A 24,941-nucleotide genomic window follows, 5' to 3' on the forward strand; every position below is an offset into this window, starting at 1 on the left:
CGTCATCGCATCCCGGGCCGCTGGTCCCACAGCCGTAAGGCCGGGGCGGAGGAGACCTTGGCGAGTCGCTACGCCTATCCCCTTGGAGTCCCGGTGCAGGTCACCCCGCTCATCTGGATCATCACCATCGCGGTCACGATCGCGTTCTTCGTCTACGAGTTCTTCGCCCACGTGCGCAGGCCGCACGAGCCCACCATCGGCGAGTCCGCCCGCTGGTCCGCGTTCTACATCGGTCTGGCGCTGCTGTTCGGCGTCGGCATCGGCATGGTCTCCGGCTGGACGTACGGCGGCGAGTACTTCGCCGGCTACCTCACCGAGAAGGTGCTGTCGGTCGACAACCTCTTCGTCTTCCTGCTGCTGATGTCGGCGTTCGCCGTGCCCAAGGCGTACCAGCAGAAGGTGCTGATGATCGGCATCATCATCGCCCTCGTGCTGCGCGGCGCGTTCATCGCGATCGGCGCCTCCCTCATCGAGAACTACTCGTGGGTGTTCTACCTGTTCGGCGCGCTGCTGCTGTTCCTGGCGTGGCGTCAGGCGTTCGGGTCGCACGACGCCGACCCGTCCGACAACCGGCTCATGCGGTTCGTGCGCCGCCACCTCCCGGTCACCGATGACTACCACCGTGACCGCCTCACCGTGAAGAAGGACGGCCGCCGCTTCGTCACCCCGATGCTGCTCACCATCATCGCGATTAGCCTCATCGACGTCGTCTTCGCTGTGGACTCGATCCCGGCGATCTACGGGCTCACCAGCGAGGCCTACCTCGTGTTCACGGCGAACGCGTTCGCGCTGATGGGGTTGCGCCAGCTGTTCTTCCTCATCGGCGGCCTGCTCGAGCGGCTGGTCTACCTCTCGCAGGGCCTCGCGGTCATCCTGGGCTTCATCGGTGTCAAACTCGTGTTCCACGCGCTGCACGTCAACGAGCTGCCCTTCCTCAACGGCGGTCAGCCGGTGACGTGGATCCCCGAGATCCCGACCTGGTTCTCGCTCGCCTTCATCGGCGCGACGATCGCCGTCGCGGCGGTGCTGAGCCTCCGGAAGACGCGGAAGGACGCGCGCGGCGCCGAGGTCACGACGGGCGCGGCTCGGCAGAGCTGAGCGGGGAGGCGCCCGGGTCGCGTCGCCAGGCGCGCAGGGTGTGCCGGAAGCCGACGATCTCGTGGCCGACCACCTCGATCACCGCGCCGAGGGCTACCAGTCCGATCACGATGCTCAGCGCGGTCAGCGTGCCCGGCTCTTCGAGGTCGATGCCCTCGCCCGGATGCGTCACCGCCCCGACGACGACGGCGGCGGCGAGCGGGACGAGGGTGACCAGCAGGAGCGGCAGGTGCGTCAGGTCGAACGACCGCAGCAGCACGCTCCAGGTCAGGAAGATCAGGGCGATCGTCACGGCGAGCGGGACAGCCAGCGCAAGGGCGACGCCGAGCATCGAGACACCGCCGCCCTCGATGGCGATGGTCGTCAGGTGCAGCCCCGCGCCGATCGCGGCGATCGACCCGAACAGCGCGAGATGCGCGTAGCGCCAGGCGAAGGCGCGCTCGCGGCGCCGCTCCAGGATCAGGCGCGACGGCACCAGGAAGTAGGTCCACCAGACCGCCGCCGCCGTCACCAGCCCCGAGGATGCGACGAGCACCGCCTCCATCGACCAGCCCTCGTTCTGGGTGAGCACGCCGACCGCGGCTGTCGTCCCCGCGATCACCTCGCCGATCGTGATGATCGTCAGCAGGCTGAACCGCTCCGCCAGGTGCCCGGCGTTCCACGGCGAGAAGCCGTAGCGACGGGTCGCCAGAACCGGTGCGGCCATCTCGAACAGAGCGAGCACGATGAGGGCGCCGACGGTGACGCCCACGGGCAGCGGGATGACCGCGGTCAGCAGCCAGCCGACCTGCGCGATCGAGATGATGATCACGTACGAGACGGCGTTGCGCCGATGATCCGGATCCTCCCGGGCCGCCCGCAGCCAGAGCAGGATCTGCGGCACCCGCATGATGATGTAGCCGATCACCATGAGCAGGTTGTTGGGGCTCTCGCCGTGCGCCGCCCGCTCGAAGCTGACCGGCAACCCGTACGCCAGCACGATGACGCCGATCATCTGCACGATGGTCGCCAGCCGGAACAGCACGTCATCGTTGCCGTATGCCGAGGCGAACCAGGTGAAGTTGAGCCACGCCCAGGAGACCGCCCAGATCGCGAACGCGTAGGCGCCGAGAGCCGGCCAGACGTCCCCGTGCGCGAGCTGGCCGGCCAGCTGATCGGAGGCGGCGGCGAAGGCGACCACGTACGTGAGGTCGTAGAGCAGCTCCAGCGGTGTGGTGCTGCGTCCACGTTCGTGCGGGTCGCGCCCGCGCATCGGCCGCACCCGGTGCCGCAGCTCCGACCTCAGGTCGTCCGTCATGTCGGTCATGCCGCTCCTCCCGGTCTCGCGCCGAGTCTGACGCATCGGCGGCGGACGTGGAAGGGTAACGGGAGCGTCTGCGCGCTCAGACGCCGCCGATCCTCTCGGCCAGCAGCGTCAGCAGCGCCTCGGCCGCGCGACCCGGACGCGCGCGGGCGATCGCGCTCAGCCGCCAGTCGACCGGCTCGCGGAGCGGACGCACGACGACACCCGCGGCCGGGATGATGGTCAGTTCGGGCAGGGCGGCCACCCCGAGCCCTGCCGCCACGAAGCGCGGGATCTCGCCCAGATCGGCCAGCTCCGTGGGCACCCGGCGGGAGAGCCCGAGGGCGGAGAAGGCGCGATCGAGGGTCACGCGGTTGCCGAAGCCGGCCCGGGCGTCCACCCACGGCTCCCCCGCGAGGTCGGCGAGCGAGACGGCGCCGCGACCGGTCAGTGGATGCGCCTCCGGCAGCACCGCGAGGAAGGGCGAATCGGCGAGCGGACGCGTGAGGAGGTCGGGCACGGCGTCGGGGAGACCGTGGAGCACGATGTCGAGGCGGCCCTGGCGCACGTCCTCCACGAGGCCGGTGGAGCCGCTGGGCGACGGACCGAGGCGCAGGTCGACCTCGGGGTGCCTGCGGTGGAACTCGCCCATGACGCCGGGGAGGTCGACGGTGGTGAGGTTGGTGAAGATGCCGACGCGCACGGTCCGCGCAGCGGCCCTTCACGGTCCGCCAGTTCGCGCATCCGCTCGACCGCCTCCAGAGCCGCCCGGGCCTCGGGCAGCACGGCCTCGCCCACCTCGGTCAGACGCACGCCGTGCGCGTCGCGCTCGAACAGGGGCGCGCCCAGCTCGCGCTCCAGGCTCTGGATGCCCGCAGACACCGTGGACTGCGCGGCGAAGACACGCTCGGCGGCTCGGGTGAACGTGCCTTCGCCGCGACCGCGGCGACGTATTCGAGCTGGCGCGTGTCCACGGGACAATCGTATCCTTCGATTCTCGCCATCGGCTATTTCCGTTGGACTCGATAGCTCCGGAGGAGCATCCTTCAACCATGACCACCATGCTCGAAGCCCCGACCACCGATCGCCGCCCCTTCCGCCTCCGTCACGGGGCCGGCTTCTGGGTCATCGCCGCGGCGTTCCTCGCGGTGATGGCGTTCTCGACCATCCCGACGCCGCTCTACGCGCTGTACCAGGCGCGCGACGGCTTCCCACCTGGGTCGTCACCGTCATCTTCGCCGCCTACGCGGTCGGGGTGATCGCGAGCCTGTTCCTCATCGGGCACCTCAGCGACTGGGCCGGCCGCCGGCGCATGGTGCTCATCGCGGTGCTCGTCGAGATCCTCGCCGCCGCTCTGTTCCTGGTCTGGAACGACATCTCGGGGCTGATCGTCGCGCGCACCCTCTCGGGCATCGGCGTCGGCGCACTGACGGCGAGCGCGACGGCGCACCTCAGCGAGCTGCGGGCGGTCGCCCGACCCGAGGAGGGTCCGCGCCTCGCCGGCACCGTGTCCACCGTGGTGAACACCGGCGGCCTCGCTCTCGGCCCGCTGATCGGCGGCGCGTTCGCGCAGTTCCTGCCCGCTCCCTGCTGCTGCCGTACGCGGTGTTCCTCGTGATCCTGGCCGTTGCCGCGGTCGCCGTGGCGCTCGTGCCCGAGACCGTCGAGCGGGCGGAGGAGCGCCCGGCGTACCGGCCGCAGCGCATCTCCCTGCCCGCCGAGGCCCGTGGCGCGTTCTCGGCCGCAGCGGTGGCCGCCTTCGCCGGGTTCGCCGTCTTCGGTCTCTTCACCTCCCTCGCGCCGAGCGTGCTCGCCGGGACGCTGCATGAGACCTCCCACCTGCTCGCCGGCGCCGTCCCCTTCGCGGTCTTCGCCGCCTCGGCCGTCTCGCAGATCGTGTTCGGCCGGCTGTCCGCCCGCGCGCAGCTCGTGCTCGCCCTCGTGCTCATGCTGCTCGGGCTGGCCGGACTCGCGGCCGGTGTGCTGCTCGCCTCCCTCGGGGTGTTCGTCGTCAGCGGCGTGCTCGCCGGCGCCGGCGTCGGCCTCCAGTTCCGATCGGCCATCGCGGCCGCCGCGTCGCTGGCCGCCCCGAGCGTCGCGGCGAGGTGCTGGCCGCCATCTTCCTGATCGCCTACATCGGGCTGGCGCTGCCGGTACTGCTGGTCGGCGTCGCGCTCGTCCTCTGGCCGCTCGTCCCCGTACTGGTCGTTTTCGTGGCAGCGATCGCCCTGCTGTCGGTCCCGGCCGGGCTCCGGATGCTGCGCCGGGCCTGACGCGCCCGCGTAGGCTCGGAGGATGACCGCATCCGCCCACTCCGCCGCCCTGTCGCCCTCGTCACCGGTGCGTCACGCGGCATCGGCCGGGCGATCGCCGTCGAGTTGGGACGATCCCACCACGTGCTCGTCGGCGGCCGGGATTCCTCGGCCGTGGAGGCCGTCGTCGCGACCTTGCCCTCCGCCGAGCCGTACGTGGCCGACCTGGTCGGCGCATCGCTCCCCCGCTGCCGGGGCGACTCGACGTGCTCGTGCACTCGGCGGGCGTGGAAGACGGCGGGACGGTCGAGGAGACGGACCTGGACACGTGGCGGCACGTGTTCGAGGTCAACGTGTTCGCCGTCGCGGCGCTCACCCGCCGGGCGCTGCCCGCGCTGAGGGCCGCGCAGGGGCTCGTGGTCGCCATCAACAGCGGGTCCGGGCTGGCCAGCGGGCCGGGTGGCGGCGTCTACGCGGGATCGAAGTTCGCGCTGCGGGCGCTCACCGACGCGCTGCGCGAGGAGGAGCGGCCGCACGGCGTACGCGTGAGCAGCATCCACCCGGGACGCGTCGACACCGACATGCAGCGGGCGCTCGTCGCCCGAGAGGGCCTCCAGTACGACACGGCGTACACGATCACGCCGGAGATGGTGGCCGCGACCGTCCGCGTGGCGGTTGACCTGCCCGCGTCGGGCACGGTCGAGTCGCTCAGCGTGCGGCCCTTCCGCCGCCGCTGAGCCCCTCGACCGCGACGCTCGCGCGGCTACTTGCCCTGCGCGGCCTTGCTCTCGTCCGGACCGCCGCCCGAGGTGGTGTCCTCGCCGGGCTCCGGCGCGCTGCCGTCCGAGCCCGACCCGTCGGGCAGCTCGTCCGCATCGGGGCGCTGGTTCTCGTCGCTCATCGCGTCATCCTTCCGTTGGGTCCTGACCGCGCGACCGTACTCCCGTCCCCGCGGCTGGTCCATCGGGCTCCGTCAGCCCACTAGGAGAACAGCGGGAGCGGATCGATGATTCGCACCCCGACCGTCATAAGAAGCGCGAGCGCTCGTCTGAAGAAGACAAGGGCTTCGCGCCCGCTAACGGAAAGGCCATCGCACGTGATCCAACTCGAGAACCTCACCAAGAGGTACGGTGACCGGACAGCGGTCGACGACGTCACCGCCACCATCTGCCCCGGCCGGGTCACCGGCTTCCTCGGCCCGAACGGTGCGGGCAAGTCGACCACGATGCGCATGGTCATGGGCTTCGATCGACCGGATGGCGGTCGCGCCACCGTAGCGGGCCGCGAGTACCGCCGGCTCGCAGCCCCGCTTCGGGAGGTCGGGGCGCTCCTCGACGCGAAGGCGGCACATCCCGGGCGCAGCGCATACCATCACCTCTCCGCCCTGGCGGCGACGCACCGCATCCCCGCGGACGCGTGGACGAGGTCATCGGGCTGGCCGGGCTCTCCTCGGTCGCGGGCAAACGAGTCGGCGAGTTCTCGCTCGGCATGGGCCAGCGCCTCGGCATCGCGGCGGCGCTCCTCGGGGATCCGGGCGTGCTCATCCTCGACGAGCCGGTGAACGGCCTCGACCCCGAGGGCGTGCGATGGGTGCGCGGCCTCGCGCGCAGCCTCGCGGCCGAAGGTCGCACCGTCTTCCTCTCGTCGCACCTCATGAGCGAGATGGCCCAGGTCGCCGACCACATCATCGTGCTCGGCCGGGGCCGAGGTGCTCGCCGACGCCCCGGTGGACGAGATCATCGCGGGGGCGTCCCGCGGGTCGGTCCGCGTCCGCAGCCCACGACTGTCCGAGCTCACTGCGGCCCTCGACGGCACCTCCGTGAGCATCATCGACGACGACTCGGCAGAGGTGTCGGGCACCACCCCGGAGGCGATAGCCGACATCGCGCTCGACCTCCGCATCCCCGTCTACGAACTGACCCCGGTCGACCCCACGCTCGAAGACGCGTACCTCGCGTTGACGCGGGACGACGTCGAGTACCGGACGGAGGGAGCACGATGACCACGGTCAACCCCTACCTTCAGAACTCGCGACTCGCCTTCTCCGGCGTGGTCGCGTCGGAGTGGACGAAGCTCTTCACCCTCCGCTCCACGTGGTGGGCCGTGCTCGCGGCCCTCGCCACCAGCATCGGCGTGAGCGTGCTCGCGCTCTACGGCGTCTCGTCGATGGCGGCCCAGGCGGCAGCGGCGCCCGAGGGCTCAGCACTGATCGCACGAACCGCCACCCTCGGCTGGCGGTTCGGGCTCCTCGCCGTCGGCGTGCTCGGCGTGCTGACGATCACCGGCGAGTTCGGCACCGGGATGATCCGCTCGAGCTTCGCTGCTGTCCCGACCCGGCTGCCCGTGGTCGCGGCGAAGGCGCTGGTGCTGTTCCTCTCCGGCACGATCATGGGCCTCGTGTCCGCCGCCGCCACGTGGGCCGTGTCCCTTCCGATCCTGTCCGCGCAGCACATCGCAACCGATTCGGGGAAGCTTCCACCGACGGTGCTCTGGTCCGTGTTCGGGACGGCGGCCTACCTGGGCCTCTGCGCGATGTTCGCCCTGTTCGTGGGCGCGATCCTCCGCAGCACCGCGGGAGCCGTGGCGACGGTGGTCGGTGTCTTCTTCATCCTGCCGCTCGTCATGAACCTTCTCGCCCAGCTCACCCAGGCGGAATGGGCCGCGTCCGCAGCCAGCTACATGTTGGATGCGGCCGGCTCCGGGGATGTCGGGCGTCGCCAACGGCGACCTCCAGTCGTGGCAGAGCGCGCTCGTCGTCGTCGCCTGGGCGGCCGTAGCGGGAATCGTGGCGGGCGTCACGACAGCGACGCGCGACGTCTGACGGCTCGGAGGGCGCGGCCGCAGCCGCGAACGGCGCCCTCCGAGCCTCACCGTCTCGTCGCCCGGCTCCCGTACATTTCATCCGCACGCCGTCGAAACGTCGTGCGGAGAAAGGTCGGTCTGTCACGCCGTGAGCGCTAGCATCCACTCCACCCGCCGACGCCCTCGCGCGGCGGCTCCGTCTCGGCGACGCGATCACCATCGGGCTCGGTTCGATGATCGGCGCCGGGGTGTTCTCGGCCTTCGCCCCCGCTGCGGCGGCCGCCGGGGCCGGGCTGCTGATCGGACTCCTGCTGGCGGGGATCGTCGCGCTCTGCAACGCGACCTCCTCCGCCCAGCTCGCCGCGCAGTATCCGACCTCGGGCGGGACCTACGTGTACGGCCGCGAGCGCCTCGGCGAGTGGCCGGGCTTCCTGGCGGGATGGTCGTTCGTCGTCGGCAAGACCGCCAGCTCGGCGGCGATGGCGCTCACCTTCGCCACGTACGCCGTGCCCGGTCCGTGGGTGAAGCCGGTCGCCATCCTGGCCGTCGTCGTGCTCACCATCGTCAACACGCGGGAGTCACGCGCACCGCGCTGCTCACGCGCATCCTCGTCGGCGTCTCCCTGATCGCGCTGACGGTCGCCGTCGTGATCGGTTTCACGCACACCGCGGCGAGCGCGAGTGCGCCGGGAGCGCCGGTCTCGCTGTACGGCGTACTCCAGTCCGCCGGCCTGCTGTTCTTCGCCTTCGCCGGGTACGCGCGCATCGCCACGATGGGCGAGGAGGTCGTCGACCCGGCGCGCACCATCCCGCGCGCGATCACCTCCGCCCTCGGGATCGTGCTGGTCGTGTACGCGCTCGTCGCGACCTCCGCACTGCACGCGCTGGGGCCGGCGGGGCTGGCCGGAGCCACCGCCCCGCTGAACGCCGTGGCCGAGACGAGCGGGGCCGCCTGGCCGACCGTGATCGTGCGGGTCGGGGCCGCGGCGGCCGCCCTCGGCGCGCTGCTCGCGATGGTGGCGGGTATCGGCCGGACCAGCCTCGCGATGGCCCGCAACCGCGACCTGCCGGTGTGGCTCTCCGCCGTCCACCCGCGATTCCGCGTGCCGTACCGGGCCGAACTCGTGCTCGGGCTGGTCGTCTGCGTGCTCATCGCGGTGACCGACCTGCGCGGGGCGATCGGGTTCTCCTCGTTCGGCGTGCTGCTGTACTACCTCATCGCGAACGCGTCGGCCTGGACGCGAGGACCGAACGCACCGCCGGTACCCGCGCGCCTTGGCGCTGGTCGGTGCGGTCGGCTGCGTCGTGCTCGTCGCCACGCTGCCGGTGGGGTCGGTCGTCGCCGGGCTGCTGGTCCTCGCGGTCGGAATCGGCTACCGTCTGGTGCGGCTGCGAGTGGCACCGGATGCTGCGAACAGGCGCGACCAGGCAACGCGATGAGGGATGGGGACGAGACCATGAGCGACGCGACCAGCACCGGCGGCATCGACCCTCAGGCCGCCCCGACCGGACCCGGCTGCGCCGAGTGCATGCAGACCGGCGACTGGTGGCTGCACCTTCGGCGCTGCGCCGAATGCGGGCACATCGGATGCTGCGACGACTCGCTGAACACGCACGCCTCCAAGCACGCGGAGAGCACCGGGCACCCGATCATCCGCAGCTTCGAGCCCGGCGAGGACTGGTTCTACGACTACCGCACCGGGTCGTTCATCGACGGCCCGGAGCTGGCGCCGCCGGTCAGCCACCCGGTCGACCAGACCGTTCCCGGCCTGGCCGACCGCGTCCCGCGGGACTGGGAGCGGCAGCTGCAGCAGCATCGTTAGGCCGCAGCGGCGCCGGGGACGACGACGACCTTTCCGCGCAGGGCACCCGAGGCCGCCTCGGCGTGCAGCGCGGCCAGGTCGCTGAGCGGAACCCGCCGGTCCACCTGCACGGTCAGTTCGCCGCGGTCCACGAGGCCGACGAGCTCGGTCAGCTGATCGACGTCGCTGCGGACGAAGACGTCGACCGCGCGCACCCCGCGCTCCTCATCGGCCGGGGCCGGCATCCAGGCCGTCGTGCTGACGACCACCCCGCCGTCGCGCACGCGGCCGACCAGCGCGCGGAACTCGTCCGGTGAGATGGGCGCCAGGTTGAGCAGCACATCCACCGGCTCGCCCACGGCAGCGACGACCTCGGTGTCGGTGTGGTCGATCACCTCGTCGGCGCCGGCCGCCAGTACCGCGGCACGGCTGCGCGGGCTCGCGGTCGCGATCACGTACGCCCCGGCCCGCTTGGCGAGCTGCACCGCGTACCCACCGACGGCACCGCCCGCGCCGCTGATCAGCAGCCGCTGACCGGCTGAGGAGTCCGGCGTCGTCGAACAGGGCCTGCCAGGCGGTCAGCCCGACCGAGGGCAGCGCCGCCGCATCCACCAACGGGATGCTCGTCGGCGCCGGGGCGAGGGCGTCGGCCGGCGCGACCACGTACTCCGCATCGGCGCCGTCGGCGACCATCGGCAGGAAGCCGATCACGGCATCCCCCACCGCGAAGCCGTCGACGCCGTCACCGAGTGCATCCACCCGACCGGACACGTCGTAGCCCGGCACCGTGCGGCAGCGAGACGGGGATCGCCTCGCGCAGGTTACCGCTCCGGATGCCGTTGTCGGCCGGGTTGAACGCCGCACCGGCGACATGGATGCGGATCTGGCCGCTGCCCGGAACCGGCGCCTCGACGTCTTCGTAGCTCAGGACCTCGGGGCCGCCGTACTGGTGGAATCGCGCTGCCTTCATGATGCTTCCTCTTCTCGTTATCTGCTTCGAATTCGAAGCAATAGGCCGACTCTAGCACCGCTTCGAATTCGAAGCAACGTATACTTGCCGGATGGACGACGCCTCCCCCGCCCTCGACCCGTCCGAGCTCGGCGCCTACTTCGCGCTCATCGAGGCGACGAGCCTGCTCCGGCACGCGGTCGAGCAGCAGCTGCGGGAGGCCGGCGACCTCAGCTACGTGCAGTTCCAGCTCCTGGCGCGGCTCGGCGACGCCCCCGACGGCAGCCAGAACATGACCGAGCTCGCCGACGGCGTGGTCTACAGCCGCAGCGGCCTCACCTACCAGGCCGGCCTGCTCGAGAAGGCCGGCCTCGTCACCCGCGCGCCCTCGGCGGACGACGAACGCGGCACCACCGTCACCATCACCGACGCCGGACGCAAGCGCCTGGCGGCCGTCTTCCCGGGGCACATCGACGTGCTGCACCGGATGTTCCTGGATGCGATCCCGCGCGACGACGTCCGCACGCTCGAGCGCGTGCTCACCCCGGTCGTCCAGCACATGCGCGCGCTGCCGCCGCGCTCCGCCGCACGCCGCAAGGGCCGAAGCGCCTCCTAGCGCCCCTGGCCCGGCGGCCCCGACGCGAATAACGTGGCGGCATGAGCCCGTCGTCGAAGTCCGAGACGTTCCTCGAGGTGGAGGGCGAGGAGGTGCGCATCTCGAGCCCGGACAAGGTCGTCTTCCCCGAGCCCGGGCTGACCAAGCTCGACCTCGCGCGCTACTACGTCGCCGTCGCCGAGGGGCGCTGCGCGGCGCGGGCGGTCGGCCGATGGTGCTGAAGCGCTTCGTGAAGGGGCTTTCGCAGGAGCCGTTCTTCCAGAAGCGCGTGCCCGAGGGCCACCCGCCCTACATCGACACGGCGACCCTGCGCTACGCGCGCGGTACCTCGGCCGAGGAGACCGTCGTGCGCAACGCCGCCGGCCTCGCCTGGGTCTCGAACCTGGGCTGCCTCGACCTCAACCCGCACGCTGTCCGGGCGGAGGACCTCGACCATCCCGACGAGCTGCGCGTCGACCTCGATCCGATGCCGGGCGTCGACTGGTCGCAGATCGTCGACGTGGCGTTCATCGCCCGCGACGTGCTCGAGGACCACGGCCTGGTCGGCTGGCCGAAGACGAGCGGGTCGCGCGGCCTCCACATCCTCGTCCGCATCCGGCCGGAATGGAGCTTCGCCGACGTGCGGCTCGCGGCCGAGACGCTGGCGCGCGAGGTCGAGAACCGCGCACCCGGCATGGCCACCGCGCGCTGGTGGAAGGAGGAGCGCGGCGAGAGCGTGTTCGTCGACTTCAACCAGAACGCGAAGGACCGCACGGTGGCCTCCGCCTACTCCATCCGACCGCTGCCGGATGCGCGCGTCTCGACGCCGCTCGACTGGGACGAGGTCCGCTCCCGGCGGCCGGAGGAGTTCACGGTCGGCTCGGTGCTCGAGCGGTTCGCCGAGCGCGGCGACCGCACGCGGGCCTCGACGAGGCGGTGGGATCACTGGATGCGCTCCTCGCCCTGGCGAAGGAGCTCGGCCCCGCCGAGAAGCCGCCGCGGTCGGGCGACGGCGAGGGCCGGCGCGTGTCGCAGATGCCGCTGATCGAGATCGCGCGGACGAAGACCAAGCCCGAGGCGATGGATGCGCTGGCGCAGTGGAAGGACGCCCATCCCGACGCCGCAGCGCAACTCCACCCCGCGGACGAGCTGGTCGACGGGATGCGCGGCGCGAGCTCTCTCTGGTATCGCGTGCGCATCAACCTCCAGCACGTGCCGGAGGCGGAGCGGCCGGAGCAGGGGGCGCTGCTCGCCGACTACGACCCGTGGGCCGGCCGGGCGTGAGCGGGGAGGCGGGGTACCACGGCTGCGCCGGCAGGCTGATGGCTCCGGTCGCGGGGGCGGACGGGGTCTCCGCCGCCAGAGCGAGATCGGCAACGGGCAGCGTGCGCTCGATGTGATCGCGAAGCGAGCTCATGAGGTTCCTATCGTGAAGGGGGCAACTGAGAAATCTTGCGCCACTTCTCCTGGGAGATCGCAGAGCAAAACGCCGAACTGCCCGGAAACGTCACGCGTACTGGGGGTCGGGGCCCGCAGAACGAGAGGAACAGGATGAAACTGCTGTTGACATCCGGCGGTGTCACGAACGCATCGATCCGCGAAGCGCTGATCGGCATGCTCGGCAAACCGATCGCCGAGAGCGACGCCCTCTTCATCCCGACCGCGCAGTGGGGGCAGCCCGCGTGCGACCCGCGGAGCGTCTGGCTGTCGACCGCAGGCCGTCGCGACGACCCCGGGCTCGTCGGCCTCGGCTGGAGATCGGTCGGCGTGCTCGAACTCACCGCGCTGCCGACCGTCGCCGAGGAGCGGTGGATGCCGTGGGTGCGCGACGCCGACGTGCTGCTGGTCGATGGCGGCGAGGCCCGCTACCTCTTCACGTGGATGCTGCATTCGGGGCTCGCGGCGATGCTGCCCGAGCTCGCCGGCACCGTCTGGGTCGGGGTCAGCGCGGGCAGCATGGTGATGACCCCGCGGGTGGGCCGGGAGTTCCTCGACTGGCACGCCGGACGGCCCCGACGAGCACGCTCGGACTGGTCGACTTCTCGCTCTTCCCGCACCTCGACTACCCCGGCTGGACGAGCAACACGCTGGAGGCCGCCAGGCGCTGGGCGGAGCGCATCCCGGGCCGGTCGTACGCGATCGATGAGCAGACGGCGATCTCGGTGATCGGCGACCGGGTCGAGGTGATCAGCGAAGGGCACTGGGAGCAGTTCGACAGCTGAACGCCCGCGATCACGCCCCTCGTCCCGGCCGGGGCCCCTCCGCCTCGATCACGAGCCCGAGATCGCGCAGCTCGCGCTCCGACTTGCCCGCGATCTTGCGCCCGAGAAGGGGCCTGCCGTCGCTGTGCTTGTAGACGCCGGCGGGTTCCCTGGCGAGCGGCTCCTCCCACCCGCGGTACAGCGCGACCATGCGGAGGACGTAGCCGACGACGAATGAGATCCCCGCGGCCCACCAGGTGTTCAGGCCGAGAGCCGTGCAGCAGATCCAGACGATCCCGGTCAGCGCCGCGATGCTGACGAACCACTCGCCCTGGATGAAATGCTTCGGCGTCACGCCGCTCGACACATCCACGAACCAGCGTCCCGCCGTCGGGCCGATCACCGCGAGCGCCAGGACGCCCAGGATCGGCAGCCCCACCGACTCGCCTTTCTGCGCGCCGACGATCGCGTACAGCGGCAGGGAGAACGAGGTGAAGAACTGGAACACGCCCTCCCGGAACAGCTGCCCCTGCCCGTAGGCGAGCAGGTAGCCGATGACGCCGAAGACGAGCGCCAGGGTGATGTACGCGGGGTTTGTGAGCGCGCCGGGCACCTGGTTGACGATCACGTCGCGGGTGATGCCGCCGCCGAGGCCCATCAGGAGCGCCATCCCGAGCACCCCGATCACCGTGAAGTTCTTGTAGTGGTCGGGGCGCCGGGCGAGCAGGGCGCCGTTCAGGGCGTTCGTCGAGGCCGCGATGAGGTCCAGGGTGGTGAAGTCACCCGTCCACTTCCAGCCGCCGATGGTGATCGGCGACGCCGCGACGACCTGCTCGAGCATGATGCTCACGCCCCGCGTGGCCGGTCATGCCGTGGTCGGGGTGGTGATCCTTCACATCCACGGCCGCCGGTTGCGCCTCGTGCAGCGTCGTGACGTACTGGATGATCGGGCCGATCTGCAGGTGCTCCTGCGGCACCAGCGTGCCGGGCTCCGGCGGCGTGTACGGGTCCGGGGTCCCCGGCTTGATCGGCGGTTCCAGCGCGAGCGATTTCAGGAACGCGCTCGCCGCCGCGGCCATGGGATGCACCGCCCAACCGTGCGGGAAGTCGATCTGATGCTCCTCCCGCGGATCCCACTCCAGGTTGTGGACGTGCGGGAAGCTGTATGCCGACCACGTGGAGTAGAAGTCGTCCTGCTGGAACAGGTGCACCTTCCACTGCCGCCACTTGATCGCCTGAAGCCGGTTGCCCTGGATGCAGAGGACGGTGTCGCGGCCGGACTCGTCGGCGTCGCCGAGCAGGAAGTCGCGCATGTCCATCCCGTCGATCGTCCGATCGCCGGGGACCTCGCCACCTCCGGCGAGCACGAGCGTGGTGAAGAGGTCGACCTCGTGCACCATCTCGTTGCTCACCCGGCCCGCGGGCACCTTGCCCGGCCAGCGGACCATGCACGGCGTCCGGTTGGAGCCCTCGAGCGACGTGAACAGGGAGCCGCGCCACGGCCCGTTGAAGCCGTTCCAGACTCCGCCCACCGGGTCGGGGTCGCTGTTCGGGAAGTGGTAGGTCGAATCCGCGCCGTTGTCCGACGACCACACGACGATGGTGTCCTCGGCGAGCCCGAGAGCCTCCAGTTCGTCGAGGACCATGCCGGTGAAGTCGTCCATCTGCGTCAGGATGTCGGCCCAGTTGCCGTGCTTGGTCTTCCCGGCGTACTCGGGGTCGGGGATCGTCGGCGCGTGCACCTGCGTGTACGGCAGGTACATGAAGAACGGCTTGCCGTCGTCCTTGCTGCGGCGCATGAAGTCGATCGCCCACTCGGTGATCTTGCGATCGAATCCGGCGCGCCATTCCGGGTCGTACGGGGAGACCGGCACCGGGTCCTCGCCCTTCTTGCGCGAGTAGATGGTCTGGTACTCCATCGGGATCTCGGTGTCGCCCGCGTACGGCTTGGCACTGACGGTGCCCTTCGGGAAGTACGACTGCGCGGCCCAGAACACTTCGTCCGCGGTGCGGGGCGACCACACCGCCTCGTCGAAACCGAAGTCGACGGGTCCGCGGTGCGCGGGGTCGGACCCGAGGTGCCACTTGCCCCACATCCCGGTCGCGTAGCCCGCATCCGACAGCGCCTGGGCCATGGTGACCTCCCAGCGCGTGAGGCCGTCCGGGCCCACGACGGCGACCGCACCGGTTCCCGAGCGGATGGCGTGCCGCCCGGTCAGGAGCGACGACCGGGACGGCGTGCACTGCGACTCCACGTTGAAGTTGAGCAGCCGGAGGCCATCGTCGGCGAACGCGTCGATGCGGGGCGTCGGAGCACCGCGGAGGACACCTCCCCTGTAGCAGCCGAGCTCACCCCAGCCGAAGTTGTCCCAGAAGAAGACCACGATGTTGGGCTTGTCAGGCATTTCCGTGCCGTCCTTTCGTGTGTGCGGGTTCGTGCGTGCGGGCCGGACAGACGGACTATGACACCGGCCCGTGCCGCGTGGATATACAGTTGCTGCGCTCAGAGACCGCCGCTGCGGACGACGGCGCCTGAGCCCGACGGGACGAAGTCGACGATGGCGTGCTCCGAGGCGATGTCGGAGAGCGAGTCGAGGACCGGCCCGGGCGGCCGGCCGGAGGTCCAGGCGAGGATGGCGGAGCTTCCGTCGGGCAGGAGCGACGAGATGCTCCGCAGGCGCCGCGCGGAGACGCTGCGGCCTGCCCACAGCCCGTACAGCGCCCCGGCGAAGATGCCGAAGACCGCCCAGCCGATGCCGGTCGCGAGACCGGTGCGCAGGATGCCGCCACCGAAGGCGCCCGCGATCGCCCCGCACACGAGGCCGAACAGCCCCCAGCTCACGATGTTGCCGCGGACCGTGGCCGCCACGCCGAAGGATGGATCGGCCACATGCCTGCGCCCTCGCGGGTCGGTTCGGATCACCAGGTCGAGCTGCGCGGCCTTCGCCACCGCTCGATCCGACTTCACCCGTGCGGCGATGGCGCGTGCGGTCTCCGGCTGGCGGTACCGCACCAGGATCATGCTGAGAAGCGCTTCCGCGGCGCCGCCGGCGACCGGAGGCGCCTCACCGGTCGCCGCCGCCGACCACGTCGATCCCGCGACGCTGAGGTCGTCCGCGATGCCGACGACGCTGGCGCTCTCCGGCGCGAGCCCGGCGGCGCGGGTCAGCATGCCCTCCGGGTCCCGCGTCTCGACGAACAGGAGAAGCGCCGAGGAATCGGCGGGCAGCTGCTGCCCGATCGTGGCGAGCTCCGCCTTCGACGCGAGATGGAGGCTGTAGTAGGTGTTGAGGAAACCGCAGAGCGCGCCCACCGGACCCCAGATCGCGGCGCCGACCCAGCCGCTGGCGACGAGACCGAAGAGCCCCCAGGTGACGAACGGGACCACCGTGCCGGCGACCACTCTGCGGGGATCGTGCACGGTCGCCCGGTGCCGCTTGTTCACGGAGAGCACCACGGCATCCAGCACAGGGGCGCCCGTCGAGCGGAGTTCCGCATCCAATCGGCTGCGGGCCTTGCCCGCGCCCTTCGCGTCGGAGAAACAGGCCAGGAGGACTGCGAGTGTGCTGCCGTTCATGACGTGACCTTCTTCGCATCCGGTGCATCCGGTGATCGACCAAAGGTAGGACCGGCCTGTACGCGTCCGATATGCAGTTGCCTGCTCGCGGGGGCGCGATCACCGGCGGTAGCATCCGCGCATGGGGGAGATGGTGCGCATCGAGGGCGGGACCTTCAGCATGGGATCCGCGGAGTTCTATCCCGACGAGCAGCCGGTGCACCGGCGCAGGGTCGAGACGTTCCTGATCGACCGCTACGAGGTCACGAATGCGGAGTTCGCCTCGTTCGTCGACGCCACCGGCTACGTCACGGTGGCGGAGCGGCCCTCGAAGCCCAGCTCTTCCCCGAGCTGAGCGACGACGAGCGGATGCCCGGCTCGATGGTCTTCACGATGACGCCCGGACCCGTCGACCTCCGGGAGTGGCGCAACTGGTGGCGGTGGGAGCCCGGCGCGGACTGGCGGCACCCCGAGGGCGCCGGTTCGTCCATCGAGCACCGCATGGACCGGCCGGTCGTGCAGGTCGCCTACGAGGACGCCGTCGCCTACGCGGCCTGGTCGGGCAAACGGCTGCCGACCGAAGCCGAGCACGAGTTCGCGGCGCGCGGGGGCGTCGAGGGCGCGCGGTTCGCGTGGGGCGAGGAGCCTTATCCCGGCGGGGAGGCCCGCGCCAACTCCTGGATCGGGCGCTTCCCCTACGACAACCGCGGGCGGTTCGGAGCGGCGCCGGCTCCGGTCGGCTCGTATCCGGCGAACGGTTACGGCCTCTTCGACATGATCGGGAACGTGTGGGAGTGGACGAGCGACGTCTACGCGCCGCGGCACGTCATCCCCGGCGAGGCAGCTGTGGAGGCGGGATCCCGCCCGAACCTGCTCGCCGCAGGGGCCTCCGATCCGGCTGCCTCGCCGCGCCGCGTCCTCAAGGGCGGCTCGTACCTGTGCAGTCCCGAATACTGCCTGCGGTTCCGTCCCGCTGCGCGGTCGCCGCAGTCGGACGACACGTCGACCACCCACATCGGGTTCCGCTGCGCGAAAGACGCGACGGCGTAGACGCAGAAGATGAGAGACGCACCGAGGCGTCTCTCATCTTGCGCGGCGCCTGAGGCTAGGCGGCCTCTTTCACCGACATCTGGTCGAACGCGGCTTCGAGGGCGTCCTCCGCCGCGTCTTTGTCGTCCTGGACGTCGGCGGTCACGACCTTCTTCTGGGCGTTCGTCAGCAGCGCCCCGATGTCGACGCCCTTCGGATCCACCGCGACGATGAGCAGTCCGGCGCTCCCGGACTGCAGGAGCGCCCCATCTGCTCGATGGTCTCCTTGGGGATGTTCCGGTGGAAGTGCCCGATGATGCCACCTGCGCCGGCGAGCACGCCGGTCGTGGTGCCGGCGGCCAGCGTCGCGATCCCGACGGGCGGGACGATGACGGTCAGTGCGGCGCCGAGGATGGCGCCGCCCCAGGCGAGGTGCTTGGCGGACGAGTCGTGGCGGTCCACCTTCAGCTCACCGTTCTCGTCCTTGACGATGACGGCGATGGCGATGTGGTCGAGCTGGCCCTGGTGCTTGGCGCCCCGGACCACCTCGTAGTCCTCCACCGCCGCATCCCTCGTGGCGTACGTCGCAACGGCCACGGTCGCGGGTTTCGTTGACATGGTTCCTCCTGTCTCGTGTGGGAGGTCGGGATCCCGGCCTTCGGTCACCGTAGGGCGGAGGCGCGGCCGGGCAATAGACAGTGCCCGCGACCCGGCCTAGACCGCGACTCAGAGCTTCGCCAGGCGCTCCCGAACGCCAGGGCTCGAATCGACACGGTGCTCCTTCTGACGAGCCGCTAGCGGTGGGTCGCTTCGCCGCGCAGCGCAGGGGTCTGCGACGAGTACAGCTGGGCGAGGAACGGGTTGCGCTCGGCCTGACGCTCGTAGCCGGCGCTGTCGCGCGTGCAGTCCGGGCACCAGTGGCCGCCGGCGAGGATGAGGAAGGGGCTGGCCGCGAAGATGTGCCCGAAGGCGCAGCTCCAGATCAGCGGCTCACGCGGACGCCCGTCCGGGACGACCGGCGAGACGAGCTCGCCGCCGCGGAACTCCGCGGCCCGTGCATAGTCGGCGCGATCCCACGCGCTCGGCGGCTTGCCCTCGTCGAAGCCGTGATCGAGGAACGACGGCGTCCGCGACGGCTGCGGGACGGCGAACGTCGTCCAGTCGCCGATCGCCCGCCACTCCTCCAGCGAGCCGAAATGGGCCCGGATGGCGGCCTCGTCGTGGTGCGCGATGGCGTGCATCGTCCCGCGCGGCTTCCGGGTGAGCGGCCGCATGACCAGGTTCTTCACGATCCACCCCGGTACCCGGCCGGCCGACCGGACGGAGTCCGGGAGCGTCGCGACGGCGCGTTCGAGTGCCTGGGCGAAAGTGTCGCGGCGGAACGGGACGAGCGCGTTCAGCCGGTCGCTGTCGGTGTACCAGTGACCGTGGAAGTTCCGTGTGGCGAACCAGTTGCGGTTGTACCAGCCGCGCACATCCGACACACCGAGGGCGCCGCTGATCGCGGTCTGCAGCTGCCAGTTCGTCAGCCGCCACTCCTCGCCGCCGCCGATGTTGTAGATCCCGCCCCAGAACTCTTCAGGAAGGTCGCGTTCGGCGATCCCGGCGAGGAGCCGCGCGGAATCCTCGGCGGTCGCCCATTCCATGACGCCTCCCAGGGTGGAATGGGTCATGATCGGGTCGCGGAGGGCGAGCATCCCCGGGTGGAAGATGCCGGTCTGGCGCAGCCACGCCCACTTCGGGAGCCGCGATTCGATCAGCAGCTTCTCGGCGACGACCTTGGTCTGCCCGTATTCGTCGAACTGCGACACCCGGAGCGGGTCCCCGACCCGGCCCCAGTGGATCGGCGGCGTGCGGTCGCCCGTCTCCGCCACCGAGCCGATGCCCACCACGCCGACCGAGGCCGGGTCGGGCAGCGCAGCGACGGCCCGGATGATGTTCTGCATGCTGCCGATGTTCACGCGCTGGGCGAGGGCCGGGTGCTCATCGGCGACCGGCGAGACGACGGCGCCGACGTGGAGGACGAGATCGACGTGCTGGATCGCCCGCTGGACGTCGGCGTAGTCGAGCAGATCGCCCCAGAAGACCTCGAGGTTCTCCATGTCGGCGAACTCGCCCAGGACGGCCCGGTCCTGGGGCGTGTCGAGCGCGAACGCGACGACGCGCATCCTGTCGCCGCGCTCGCGGAATTCGCGGAGGGCTGCGCGGCCCCAGTTGCCGGTGGCTCCGGTCAGCAGGACGCGGGTCCTCGGATCGACGGCCGTCACTGCTGCGCTCCCGCCAGGTCGGCGTGGGCCGCATCGGCGTCGGTGCTGAGCGCGATCAGCTGGTCGAGCGCCTCGTCGGGGATCTCGACGCCGGGGAAGCGGGCGAACTGCCCCATCGGCATGGACTCGACCATCCTCAGCATGTTGCCGTTGGACTCGGCGGCGGCGAGCTGCTCCGCCGAAGCCCCCGCCATCATCGCCTGCATCAGCGCGGGACCGACCACGGGATGGCCGAACCAGTCGCCGACGGTCGACTCGAGCGACAGCACCTGCGGCGCATCCACATCGCCGTCGAGCTCGATGGTGCGCTCGGCGACGATGTCCGCTGCCGAGGCGCCGAGCTGGACGGCGTAGCCGCCCGGCGCGACCCACCAGCGGGAATTCGGCGTGTCCCAGAACGCGAAGGCGCGGCGGCCGAGCGGCAGCTCGACGGTCGTCGAGGCTCCCGGCTCCAGCGAGACCTTCGCGAACCCGGCCAGTTCACGTACCGGCCGCCGTACGGGCGTATGCGTCGGCGCCGCGTAGAGCTGGACCACGTGGGCTCCGGCGACCGGGCCGGTGTTCGTGACCGTGACGCGCGCTACGGCGGAGTCGGCGCCGGTGACCTCCACCTCGAGCCCGGACGTGAACGTCGTGTAGCTCAGGCCGTGCCCGAACAGGTAGCGCACCTCCCGGCCCACGGCGGTGTAGTACCGATAGCCCACGAACACGCCCTCGCTGTAGCGGACCACCTCGTTCTCTCCCGGGAACGAGAGGTACGACGGGGTGTCCGCAAGCCGCAGCGGGATCGTCTCCGCCAGCCGGCCGGAGGGATTGATCTCGCCCGTGAGCACGCTCGCGAGCGCGGAGCCGACGGCCTGGCCGAGCGCCCATCCTTCGACGATCGCGTCGACACTGTCGTGCCACGGTTCGAGCGAGACGACACCGCCGTTCGAGAGCACGACGACCGTGCGGGCCGCGACGGCCGCGACGGCCGTGATGAGGTGCACGTGCGACTCGGGCAGGTCGATGTGCGTGCGGTCGAACCCTTCCGACTGGTCCTCCTCGTACAGGCCGGCGAAGACCACGGCGACGTCCGCGTTGCGGGCCGCCTCCACCGCCTCTCCTCGTAGACGCTCATCCGCTTCCGCGTTCTTACGGTCGTAGCCCGCGGCGAAGACGACATCGTGCCCGAGCCGCTCGCGCAGCTCTTCCAGCGGTATGTCGAGCCGGGTCGGGTTCACGTGCGAACTGCCGCCGCCCTGGAACTGGGGCTCCACCGCCAGCTGCCCGAGGACGGCGACGTGCTGCCCCCGCCGGAGCGGCAGTGTCGCGTTCTCGTTGCGCAGCAGTACCACCGCCTCGCCCGCCGCCCGGCGGGCCAGGTCGTGGTGGGCGTCCGCGTCGATGGCGCGGCCGCCGCCGTCGTCCCCGGCCGCGGCAGCAGTGCGCTCGGCGAGTCGCGCCAGCCGGGCGACGCTGCGCTCGACGACGGAACGGTCGAGGCGTCCGTCGCGGACGGCGGCCAGGATCGCCTCGGTGCCCTCGTCGCCGGTCCCGGGCATCTCCAGGTCGAGGCCGGCCTTCAGCGCCTGAACCCGGTCCTTGATCGCGCCCCAGTCGGAGACGACCAGCCCCTCGAAGCCCCACTCGTCGCGCAGCAGCTCGGTCAGCAGCCACTCGTTCTCTGAAGCGAACGCCCCGTTGATCGCGTTGTACGCGCTCATCACCGTCGCCGGCTGCGCCTCCGTCACGACCTGCTCGAAGGCGGGCAGGTAGATCTCGCGCAGCGCGCGGTCGTCGACCTGGGCGTCCACGCGCATCCGGTCCGTCTCCTGGTTGTTGACGGCGAAGTGCTTGAGGGATGCGCCGACGCCCGTGCTCTGGAGGCCGTGGACGTACTCGGTGGCGAGGGCTCCCGTGAGGCGCGGGTCCTCCGAGAGGTACTCGAAGGTGCGGCCGCCGAGCGGCGACCGCTTGATGTTGATCGCCGGGCCGAGCAGCACGTCGACGCCGAGGGCGCGCGCTTCGCGGCCCAGCGCCGCACCGACCTCGCGCACGAGAGCGGGGTTCCAGGTGGAGCCCAGGCCGACTCCGGGCGGGAAGCAAGTCGAAGGGATGCTCTGGTTGAAGCCGAGGTTGTCCGCGGTTCCGGCCTGGCGGCGGACTCCGTGCGGGCCGTCGACGAGCACCAGGGATCGGATGCCGTCGCCCTCCCTCGTGGACCAGAAGTCGCGTCCCGTGAGGAGGGCCGCCTCACGGGCGAGTGTGTCGTCGTCCGCGGTCGGCTCGGGCGAGGAGAGCACGTCGGCCGGGATCGGCTCGCCCGCGCTGACGGCCGCGAAGCCGCGCTCCAGGTCGGCGAGCACGGCATCCGGGCCGGGGAGCATCCCCGCGATCTGGCAGGGCGTGGTCGCCTTCCTGCCCGCGGAGTCCCGACTCCATGTGCTCGGCGGCCTCCGGGATGTGCTTGGTGATGACCCCGGTGAGAACGGCCATCGCCTCCGCGCTCTCGATGAGGGTTCCCAGCGGGGTGTCGACGGTGACCGTCAGCTGCGTGTCCTGGTCGGACTCGAACGGCTCGGCGAACTCGTGCTCGCCGTGGCCGACGACATGGTGTGCTCCGAGGGCAGCACGACATCCGCGGTCACGCCGACCGGCACGCGGACGGCCAGTCGCAGGTTGCCCTCCTCCAGCACCCAGCCGCTCTCCGCCGTGCCGTAGGGCGTGTCGAGCCGGGCGGATGCGGAGGTCAGTCCGCGCCGGGGCGGCTGAGGCGCGACGGCGATGCGCCGGTAGCCCGGGGCCGCCGGGGCCAGGCCGGCGACCACGCGGTGCAGCCAGTCTCCGATCGCGCCGAACGCGTAGTGGTTGAACGACGTCATACCGGAGGGTTCACCGTGCCGTCGGGGAGCAGCGAGTCCCACCGCTCCCAGATCGTGGTGGCGCCCTGGTCGACGGTGTAGAGCCAGGAGGGCGCCTTCGTCTGGAACAGGAGCTTGTAGGCGGTGTCGAGGTGTCCGTTGGCCGACAGCGCGTCGCAGATCAGCGGGGTGCCGATGAAGCCGGTCGCGATCGTGAACCCGCTCGAGCGCACGATCTCGGCCAGGCGATCGGCGGCGCGGGCCCGGGCGACCGCGCCCCCGACGAGGTCGAACTGCAGCGCGAGCGCGTACGCGGTGGCGGAGTCCGACAGGAGCCGGCCGGACTCGGAGACGTACTCGCGGCGGAAGGCGGTGGCGACCTCGTCGGCCAGTGCCCGGAACCGCTCCTCCTCGGGCCGCCCGAGAAGAGCCGCCGCGTCGGCGACGATCCGCGTCGAGCGCGCGAAATACGCGGTCGCGACGATCTCGGGATAGGTGGCGGACGCCTCCGGGCGCCCGACCGGGGCGGAGGGGTCGAGCCAGTCGCCGAACTGGAAGCCGGCCGACCAGATCCTGTCGGGGCCGGCGGCTGCCTCCACCTCGGCGACCCACCGGGCCATCGAGTCGAACTGGCGGCCGAGCACCTCGAGGTCGCCGCTCGCCTGGTACATCGTCCACGGCACCACGGTGGCCGCGTCGGCCCAGCCGGCCATCGGACCGGTGTAGCCGGTCGTGATCGCGGGGACCACCATCGGCGTGCCGCTGTACCGCTGCTGCTCCGCGGCCAGGTCCTTCAGCCAGGACGTCAGGAAGCCGCTGGTGTCGAACAGGTACTCGGCCGTCGGGGCGAAGACCTGGAGGTCACCGGTCCAGCCGAGTCGCTCATCCCGTTGCGGGCAGTCCGTGGGGACGTCGACGAAGTTGCCGCGCATCCCCCACACGATGTTCTGGTGCAGCCGGTCGACCTTGGGGTCCGACGCGGCGAACCATCCCGTCCGATCCAGGTCGGAGTGCAGCACCTCGGCCACGACCGCCGACGGGTGGAACTCGCCGGGCCATCCGGTCACCTCGGCGTAGCGGAAGCCGTGGAAGGTGAACCGCGGGGCCCACTCCTCGGTGCCGCTCCCGCGGAGCACGTAGGTGTCGGTGGCCTCGGCGCCGCGCAGCGCTCGGTGGCGAGCTCCCCTGTTCTCGAGCACCTCGGCGTGCCGGAGGACGACCGTGTCGCCCTCCTCGCCGGAGACGGTGATCCGCAGACGGCCGACGAGGTTCTGACCGAAGTCCAGGATGGTGCGGCCTGACGGCGAGACGATGACGTCTGCCACGGGAACGGTCTGGGTGACCCTCACGGGCGGCCCGTCGGGGGCGACCAGCAGACCGGTGTCGAACTCGGAGACGGTCACCGGGGTCCACCCGTCCGCCGCGCCGCCGTTCGTCGCCCCGCCGAGCGTAGACCAGCCGGGGTCGAGCAGCCGGGCGTCGAAGTGCTCACCGTTGTAGAGGTCGGCGGACACGATGGGCCCGGCGGAGCTCTCCCACGCCGCATCCGTCGCGATCACCCGCCGGTCGCCGTCCTCGAACTCGACCTCCAGCTGGGCGAGCAGCCCCAGTTCGGTGCCGTACCACTCGCGGCGGCCGTCCCAGCCCAGGTAGCCCCGCCACCATCCGTCCGCGAGCCACGCGCCGATCGTGGTCGTACCGCCCTCGACCAGGTCCGTGACGTCGTAGGTCTGGTAGCGCAGGCGGGAATCGTAGGCCGTCCATCCCGGCGCCAGCTCGTCGTCGCCGACGCGCCGGCCGTTGATCTCGAGCTGGTACAGGCCGTGAGCGGTGGCGTACACGCGCGCCCGGCGCACCGGCTTCGCGGGCAGCTCCGTCGTGCGACGAAGCAGTGCCGCGGCTCCCGGAGCCGGGGTCACGAGCTCGGCCGCCCAGTCGGCCGGCTGCAGGAGCCCCGCCTCGACGTCGGACCACTCGGACCACTCGGAGGTCGTGCCGTCCTCACCCGTCACGCGCACGCGAACCCGCACGCGCTCACGCGACGCCAGTTCGGCGAACGGCCACGGCACGAGCACCGATTCGCGGCTGCTCACGTGAACGGATTCGCCGGACGCGGTCTCCACCTCGTAGGAGGCCTGCGCCCAGTCGCTCGGCGCCTCCTCGACGATCCAGCTCAGCCGCGGCGCGGCCTCGCCGATGCCGAGGGCGTCGCGGTGGTGTTCGAAGCGGACGGGGGTGACGGTGACGGTCATGGCAAGCCTTACGG

At 71.2% G+C, this 24,941-nt stretch carries 23 protein-coding genes and 6 pseudogenes; 14 read left to right on the forward strand and 15 right to left on the reverse strand.

Annotation, left to right across the window (positions count from 1 at the left end; genetic code table 11):
• The first annotated feature begins 93 nt into the window (after positions 1–93).
• Positions 94–1,098, forward strand: a complete 1,005-nt coding sequence (locus ACRAWC_RS21135; protein ID WP_431245900.1) for a TerC family protein — start codon at positions 94–96, stop codon at positions 1,096–1,098.
• On the opposite strand, the gene ACRAWC_RS21140 is transcribed toward ACRAWC_RS21135, so the two are convergent.
• Both ACRAWC_RS21140 and ACRAWC_RS21145 read right to left on the reverse strand, forming a co-directional pair.
• On the reverse strand, positions 1,070–2,404 hold the full coding sequence (locus tag ACRAWC_RS21140) for a low temperature requirement protein A (RefSeq protein WP_431245901.1): 1,335 nt from the start codon (positions 2,402–2,404) through the stop codon (positions 1,070–1,072). The two genes, ACRAWC_RS21135 and ACRAWC_RS21140, sit on opposite strands and share 29 nt — an antisense overlap.
• Positions 2,405–2,480: 76 nt before the next feature.
• Complete coding sequence (locus ACRAWC_RS21145) at positions 2,481–3,083, reverse strand: LysR substrate-binding domain-containing protein (protein ID WP_431349579.1); 603 nt, start codon at positions 3,081–3,083, stop codon at positions 2,481–2,483.
• 349 nt (positions 3,084–3,432) lie between these two features.
• Between ACRAWC_RS21145 and ACRAWC_RS21150 the strand changes: the two genes are divergently transcribed.
• The 5 genes and pseudogenes from ACRAWC_RS21150 to ACRAWC_RS21170 all read left to right on the forward strand — a co-directional run bounded on the left by ACRAWC_RS21150 (position 3,433) and on the right by ACRAWC_RS21170 (position 5,369).
• Positions 3,433–3,639, forward strand: a complete 207-nt coding sequence (locus ACRAWC_RS21150) for a hypothetical protein (RefSeq protein ID WP_431349580.1) — start codon at positions 3,433–3,435, stop codon at positions 3,637–3,639.
• Complete coding sequence (locus ACRAWC_RS21155; protein ID WP_431349581.1) at positions 3,636–3,998, forward strand: MFS transporter; 363 nt, start codon at positions 3,636–3,638, stop codon at positions 3,996–3,998. Before ACRAWC_RS21150 ends, ACRAWC_RS21155 begins: the two co-directional genes overlap by 4 nt.
• On the forward strand, positions 3,995–4,507 hold the full coding sequence (locus ACRAWC_RS21160) for an MFS transporter (RefSeq protein WP_431349582.1): 513 nt from the start codon (positions 3,995–3,997) through the stop codon (positions 4,505–4,507). Before ACRAWC_RS21155 ends, ACRAWC_RS21160 begins: the two co-directional genes overlap by 4 nt.
• A complete protein-coding gene (locus ACRAWC_RS21165; protein WP_431349583.1) occupies positions 4,486–4,653 on the forward strand; it encodes a hypothetical protein in 168 nt (55 codons plus the stop codon). The genes ACRAWC_RS21160 and ACRAWC_RS21165 overlap by 22 nt, the downstream gene beginning before the upstream one ends.
• A 30-nt stretch (positions 4,654–4,683) precedes the next feature.
• Positions 4,684–5,369, forward strand: a pseudogene (locus tag ACRAWC_RS21170) (SDR family oxidoreductase).
• A 26-nt stretch (positions 5,370–5,395) separates the two neighbouring features.
• Here ACRAWC_RS21170 and ACRAWC_RS21175 read toward each other — a convergent pair.
• Positions 5,396–5,533, reverse strand: a complete 138-nt coding sequence (locus tag ACRAWC_RS21175) for a hypothetical protein (protein ID WP_431219253.1) — start codon at positions 5,531–5,533, stop codon at positions 5,396–5,398.
• 195 nt (positions 5,534–5,728) lie between these two features.
• On the opposite strand from ACRAWC_RS21175, the pseudogene ACRAWC_RS21180 reads away from it, so the two are divergent.
• From ACRAWC_RS21180 to ACRAWC_RS21195, 4 genes and pseudogenes are all read left to right on the forward strand, one after another.
• Positions 5,729–6,634 (forward strand): annotated as a pseudogene (locus ACRAWC_RS21180) (ATP-binding cassette domain-containing protein).
• Positions 6,631–7,593 carry an ABC transporter permease gene (locus tag ACRAWC_RS21185; RefSeq protein ID WP_431349584.1) on the forward strand — a complete coding sequence of 321 codons (963 nt, stop codon included), beginning with the start codon at positions 6,631–6,633 and terminating at the stop codon, positions 7,591–7,593. The pseudogene ACRAWC_RS21180 and the gene ACRAWC_RS21185 overlap by 4 nt, the downstream one beginning before the upstream one ends.
• 53 nt (positions 7,594–7,646) lie before the next feature.
• Positions 7,647–8,873: pseudogene (locus ACRAWC_RS21190) on the forward strand (APC family permease).
• A gap of 17 nt (positions 8,874–8,890) precedes the next feature.
• Positions 8,891–9,256: a UBP-type zinc finger domain-containing protein gene (locus ACRAWC_RS21195; RefSeq protein WP_431349585.1), complete on the forward strand. Its 366-nt coding sequence runs from the start codon at positions 8,891–8,893 to the stop codon at positions 9,254–9,256.
• Here ACRAWC_RS21195 and ACRAWC_RS21200 read toward each other — a convergent pair.
• From ACRAWC_RS21200 to ACRAWC_RS21210, 3 genes and pseudogenes are all read right to left on the reverse strand, one after another.
• Positions 9,253–9,720 (reverse strand): zinc-binding dehydrogenase, encoded by a 468-nt coding sequence (locus ACRAWC_RS21200; RefSeq protein WP_431349586.1) that lies wholly within the window; start codon positions 9,718–9,720, stop codon positions 9,253–9,255. The two genes, ACRAWC_RS21195 and ACRAWC_RS21200, sit on opposite strands and share 4 nt — an antisense overlap.
• A 202-nt stretch (positions 9,721–9,922) precedes the next feature.
• Positions 9,923–10,021, reverse strand: a pseudogene (locus ACRAWC_RS21205) (alcohol dehydrogenase catalytic domain-containing protein); the annotation flags it as partial.
• Positions 9,978–10,205 carry a hypothetical protein gene (locus ACRAWC_RS21210; RefSeq protein ID WP_431349587.1) on the reverse strand — a complete coding sequence of 76 codons (228 nt, stop codon included), beginning with the start codon at positions 10,203–10,205 and terminating at the stop codon, positions 9,978–9,980. The pseudogene ACRAWC_RS21205 and the gene ACRAWC_RS21210, both read right to left, overlap by 44 nt.
• Positions 10,206–10,296: 91 nt before the next feature.
• Here ACRAWC_RS21210 and ACRAWC_RS21215 point away from each other — a divergent pair, with 91 nt between their 5' ends.
• The 3 genes and pseudogenes from ACRAWC_RS21215 to ACRAWC_RS21225 all read left to right on the forward strand — a co-directional run bounded on the left by ACRAWC_RS21215 (position 10,297) and on the right by ACRAWC_RS21225 (position 12,945).
• On the forward strand, positions 10,297–10,800 hold the full coding sequence (locus ACRAWC_RS21215) for a MarR family winged helix-turn-helix transcriptional regulator (RefSeq protein WP_431245909.1): 504 nt from the start codon (positions 10,297–10,299) through the stop codon (positions 10,798–10,800).
• 41 nt (positions 10,801–10,841) lie between these two features.
• A pseudogene (locus ACRAWC_RS21220) lies at positions 10,842–12,063 on the forward strand (DNA polymerase domain-containing protein).
• Positions 12,064–12,330: 267 nt separating this feature from the next.
• Positions 12,331–12,945 (forward strand): Type 1 glutamine amidotransferase-like domain-containing protein, encoded by a 615-nt coding sequence (locus ACRAWC_RS21225; protein WP_431349588.1) that lies wholly within the window; start codon positions 12,331–12,333, stop codon positions 12,943–12,945.
• Positions 12,946–13,011: 66 nt separating this feature from the next.
• On the opposite strand, the gene ACRAWC_RS21230 is transcribed toward ACRAWC_RS21225, so the two are convergent.
• The 3 genes from ACRAWC_RS21230 to ACRAWC_RS21240 form a co-directional block, all read right to left on the reverse strand.
• Complete coding sequence (locus ACRAWC_RS21230) at positions 13,012–13,821, reverse strand: trimeric intracellular cation channel family protein (protein ID WP_431247894.1); 810 nt, start codon at positions 13,819–13,821, stop codon at positions 13,012–13,014.
• Positions 13,760–15,385: a sulfatase-like hydrolase/transferase gene (locus ACRAWC_RS21235; protein WP_431349589.1), complete on the reverse strand. Its 1,626-nt coding sequence runs from the start codon at positions 15,383–15,385 to the stop codon at positions 13,760–13,762. The genes ACRAWC_RS21230 and ACRAWC_RS21235 overlap by 62 nt, the downstream gene beginning before the upstream one ends.
• 98 nt (positions 15,386–15,483) lie before the next feature.
• A complete protein-coding gene (locus ACRAWC_RS21240; RefSeq protein WP_431245912.1) occupies positions 15,484–16,557 on the reverse strand; it encodes a hypothetical protein in 1,074 nt (357 codons plus the stop codon).
• A gap of 130 nt (positions 16,558–16,687) precedes the next feature.
• Here ACRAWC_RS21240 and ACRAWC_RS21245 point away from each other — a divergent pair.
• Positions 16,688–17,586: pseudogene (locus tag ACRAWC_RS21245) on the forward strand (formylglycine-generating enzyme family protein).
• A 55-nt stretch (positions 17,587–17,641) separates the two neighbouring features.
• Here ACRAWC_RS21245 and ACRAWC_RS21250 read toward each other — a convergent pair.
• From ACRAWC_RS21250 to ACRAWC_RS21275, 6 genes are all read right to left on the reverse strand, one after another.
• Complete coding sequence (locus tag ACRAWC_RS21250; RefSeq protein WP_431349590.1) at positions 17,642–17,788, reverse strand: hypothetical protein; 147 nt, start codon at positions 17,786–17,788, stop codon at positions 17,642–17,644.
• On the reverse strand, positions 17,752–18,183 hold the full coding sequence (locus ACRAWC_RS21255; protein WP_431349591.1) for a hypothetical protein: 432 nt from the start codon (positions 18,181–18,183) through the stop codon (positions 17,752–17,754). The genes ACRAWC_RS21250 and ACRAWC_RS21255 overlap by 37 nt, the downstream gene beginning before the upstream one ends.
• Before the next feature lie 176 nt (positions 18,184–18,359).
• Positions 18,360–19,832 carry an NAD-dependent epimerase/dehydratase family protein gene (locus ACRAWC_RS21260; protein ID WP_431245913.1) on the reverse strand — a complete coding sequence of 491 codons (1,473 nt, stop codon included), beginning with the start codon at positions 19,830–19,832 and terminating at the stop codon, positions 18,360–18,362.
• Complete coding sequence (locus ACRAWC_RS21265) at positions 19,829–22,201, reverse strand: glycoside hydrolase family 3 C-terminal domain-containing protein (RefSeq protein ID WP_431349592.1); 2,373 nt, start codon at positions 22,199–22,201, stop codon at positions 19,829–19,831. The genes ACRAWC_RS21260 and ACRAWC_RS21265 overlap by 4 nt, the downstream gene beginning before the upstream one ends.
• Before the next feature lie 159 nt (positions 22,202–22,360).
• The gene (locus ACRAWC_RS21270) at positions 22,361–22,696 is read right to left on the reverse strand and encodes an alpha-L-rhamnosidase C-terminal domain-containing protein (protein ID WP_431349593.1); all 336 of its coding nucleotides are present in this window, start codon (positions 22,694–22,696) and stop codon (positions 22,361–22,363) included.
• Positions 22,693–24,927, reverse strand: a complete 2,235-nt coding sequence (locus ACRAWC_RS21275) for a family 78 glycoside hydrolase catalytic domain (protein WP_431349594.1) — start codon at positions 24,925–24,927, stop codon at positions 22,693–22,695. Before ACRAWC_RS21275 ends, ACRAWC_RS21270 begins: the two co-directional genes overlap by 4 nt.
• Positions 24,928–24,941: the final 14 nt, after the last annotated feature.

It is taken from the genome of Leifsonia sp. L25 (assembly GCF_050632895.1).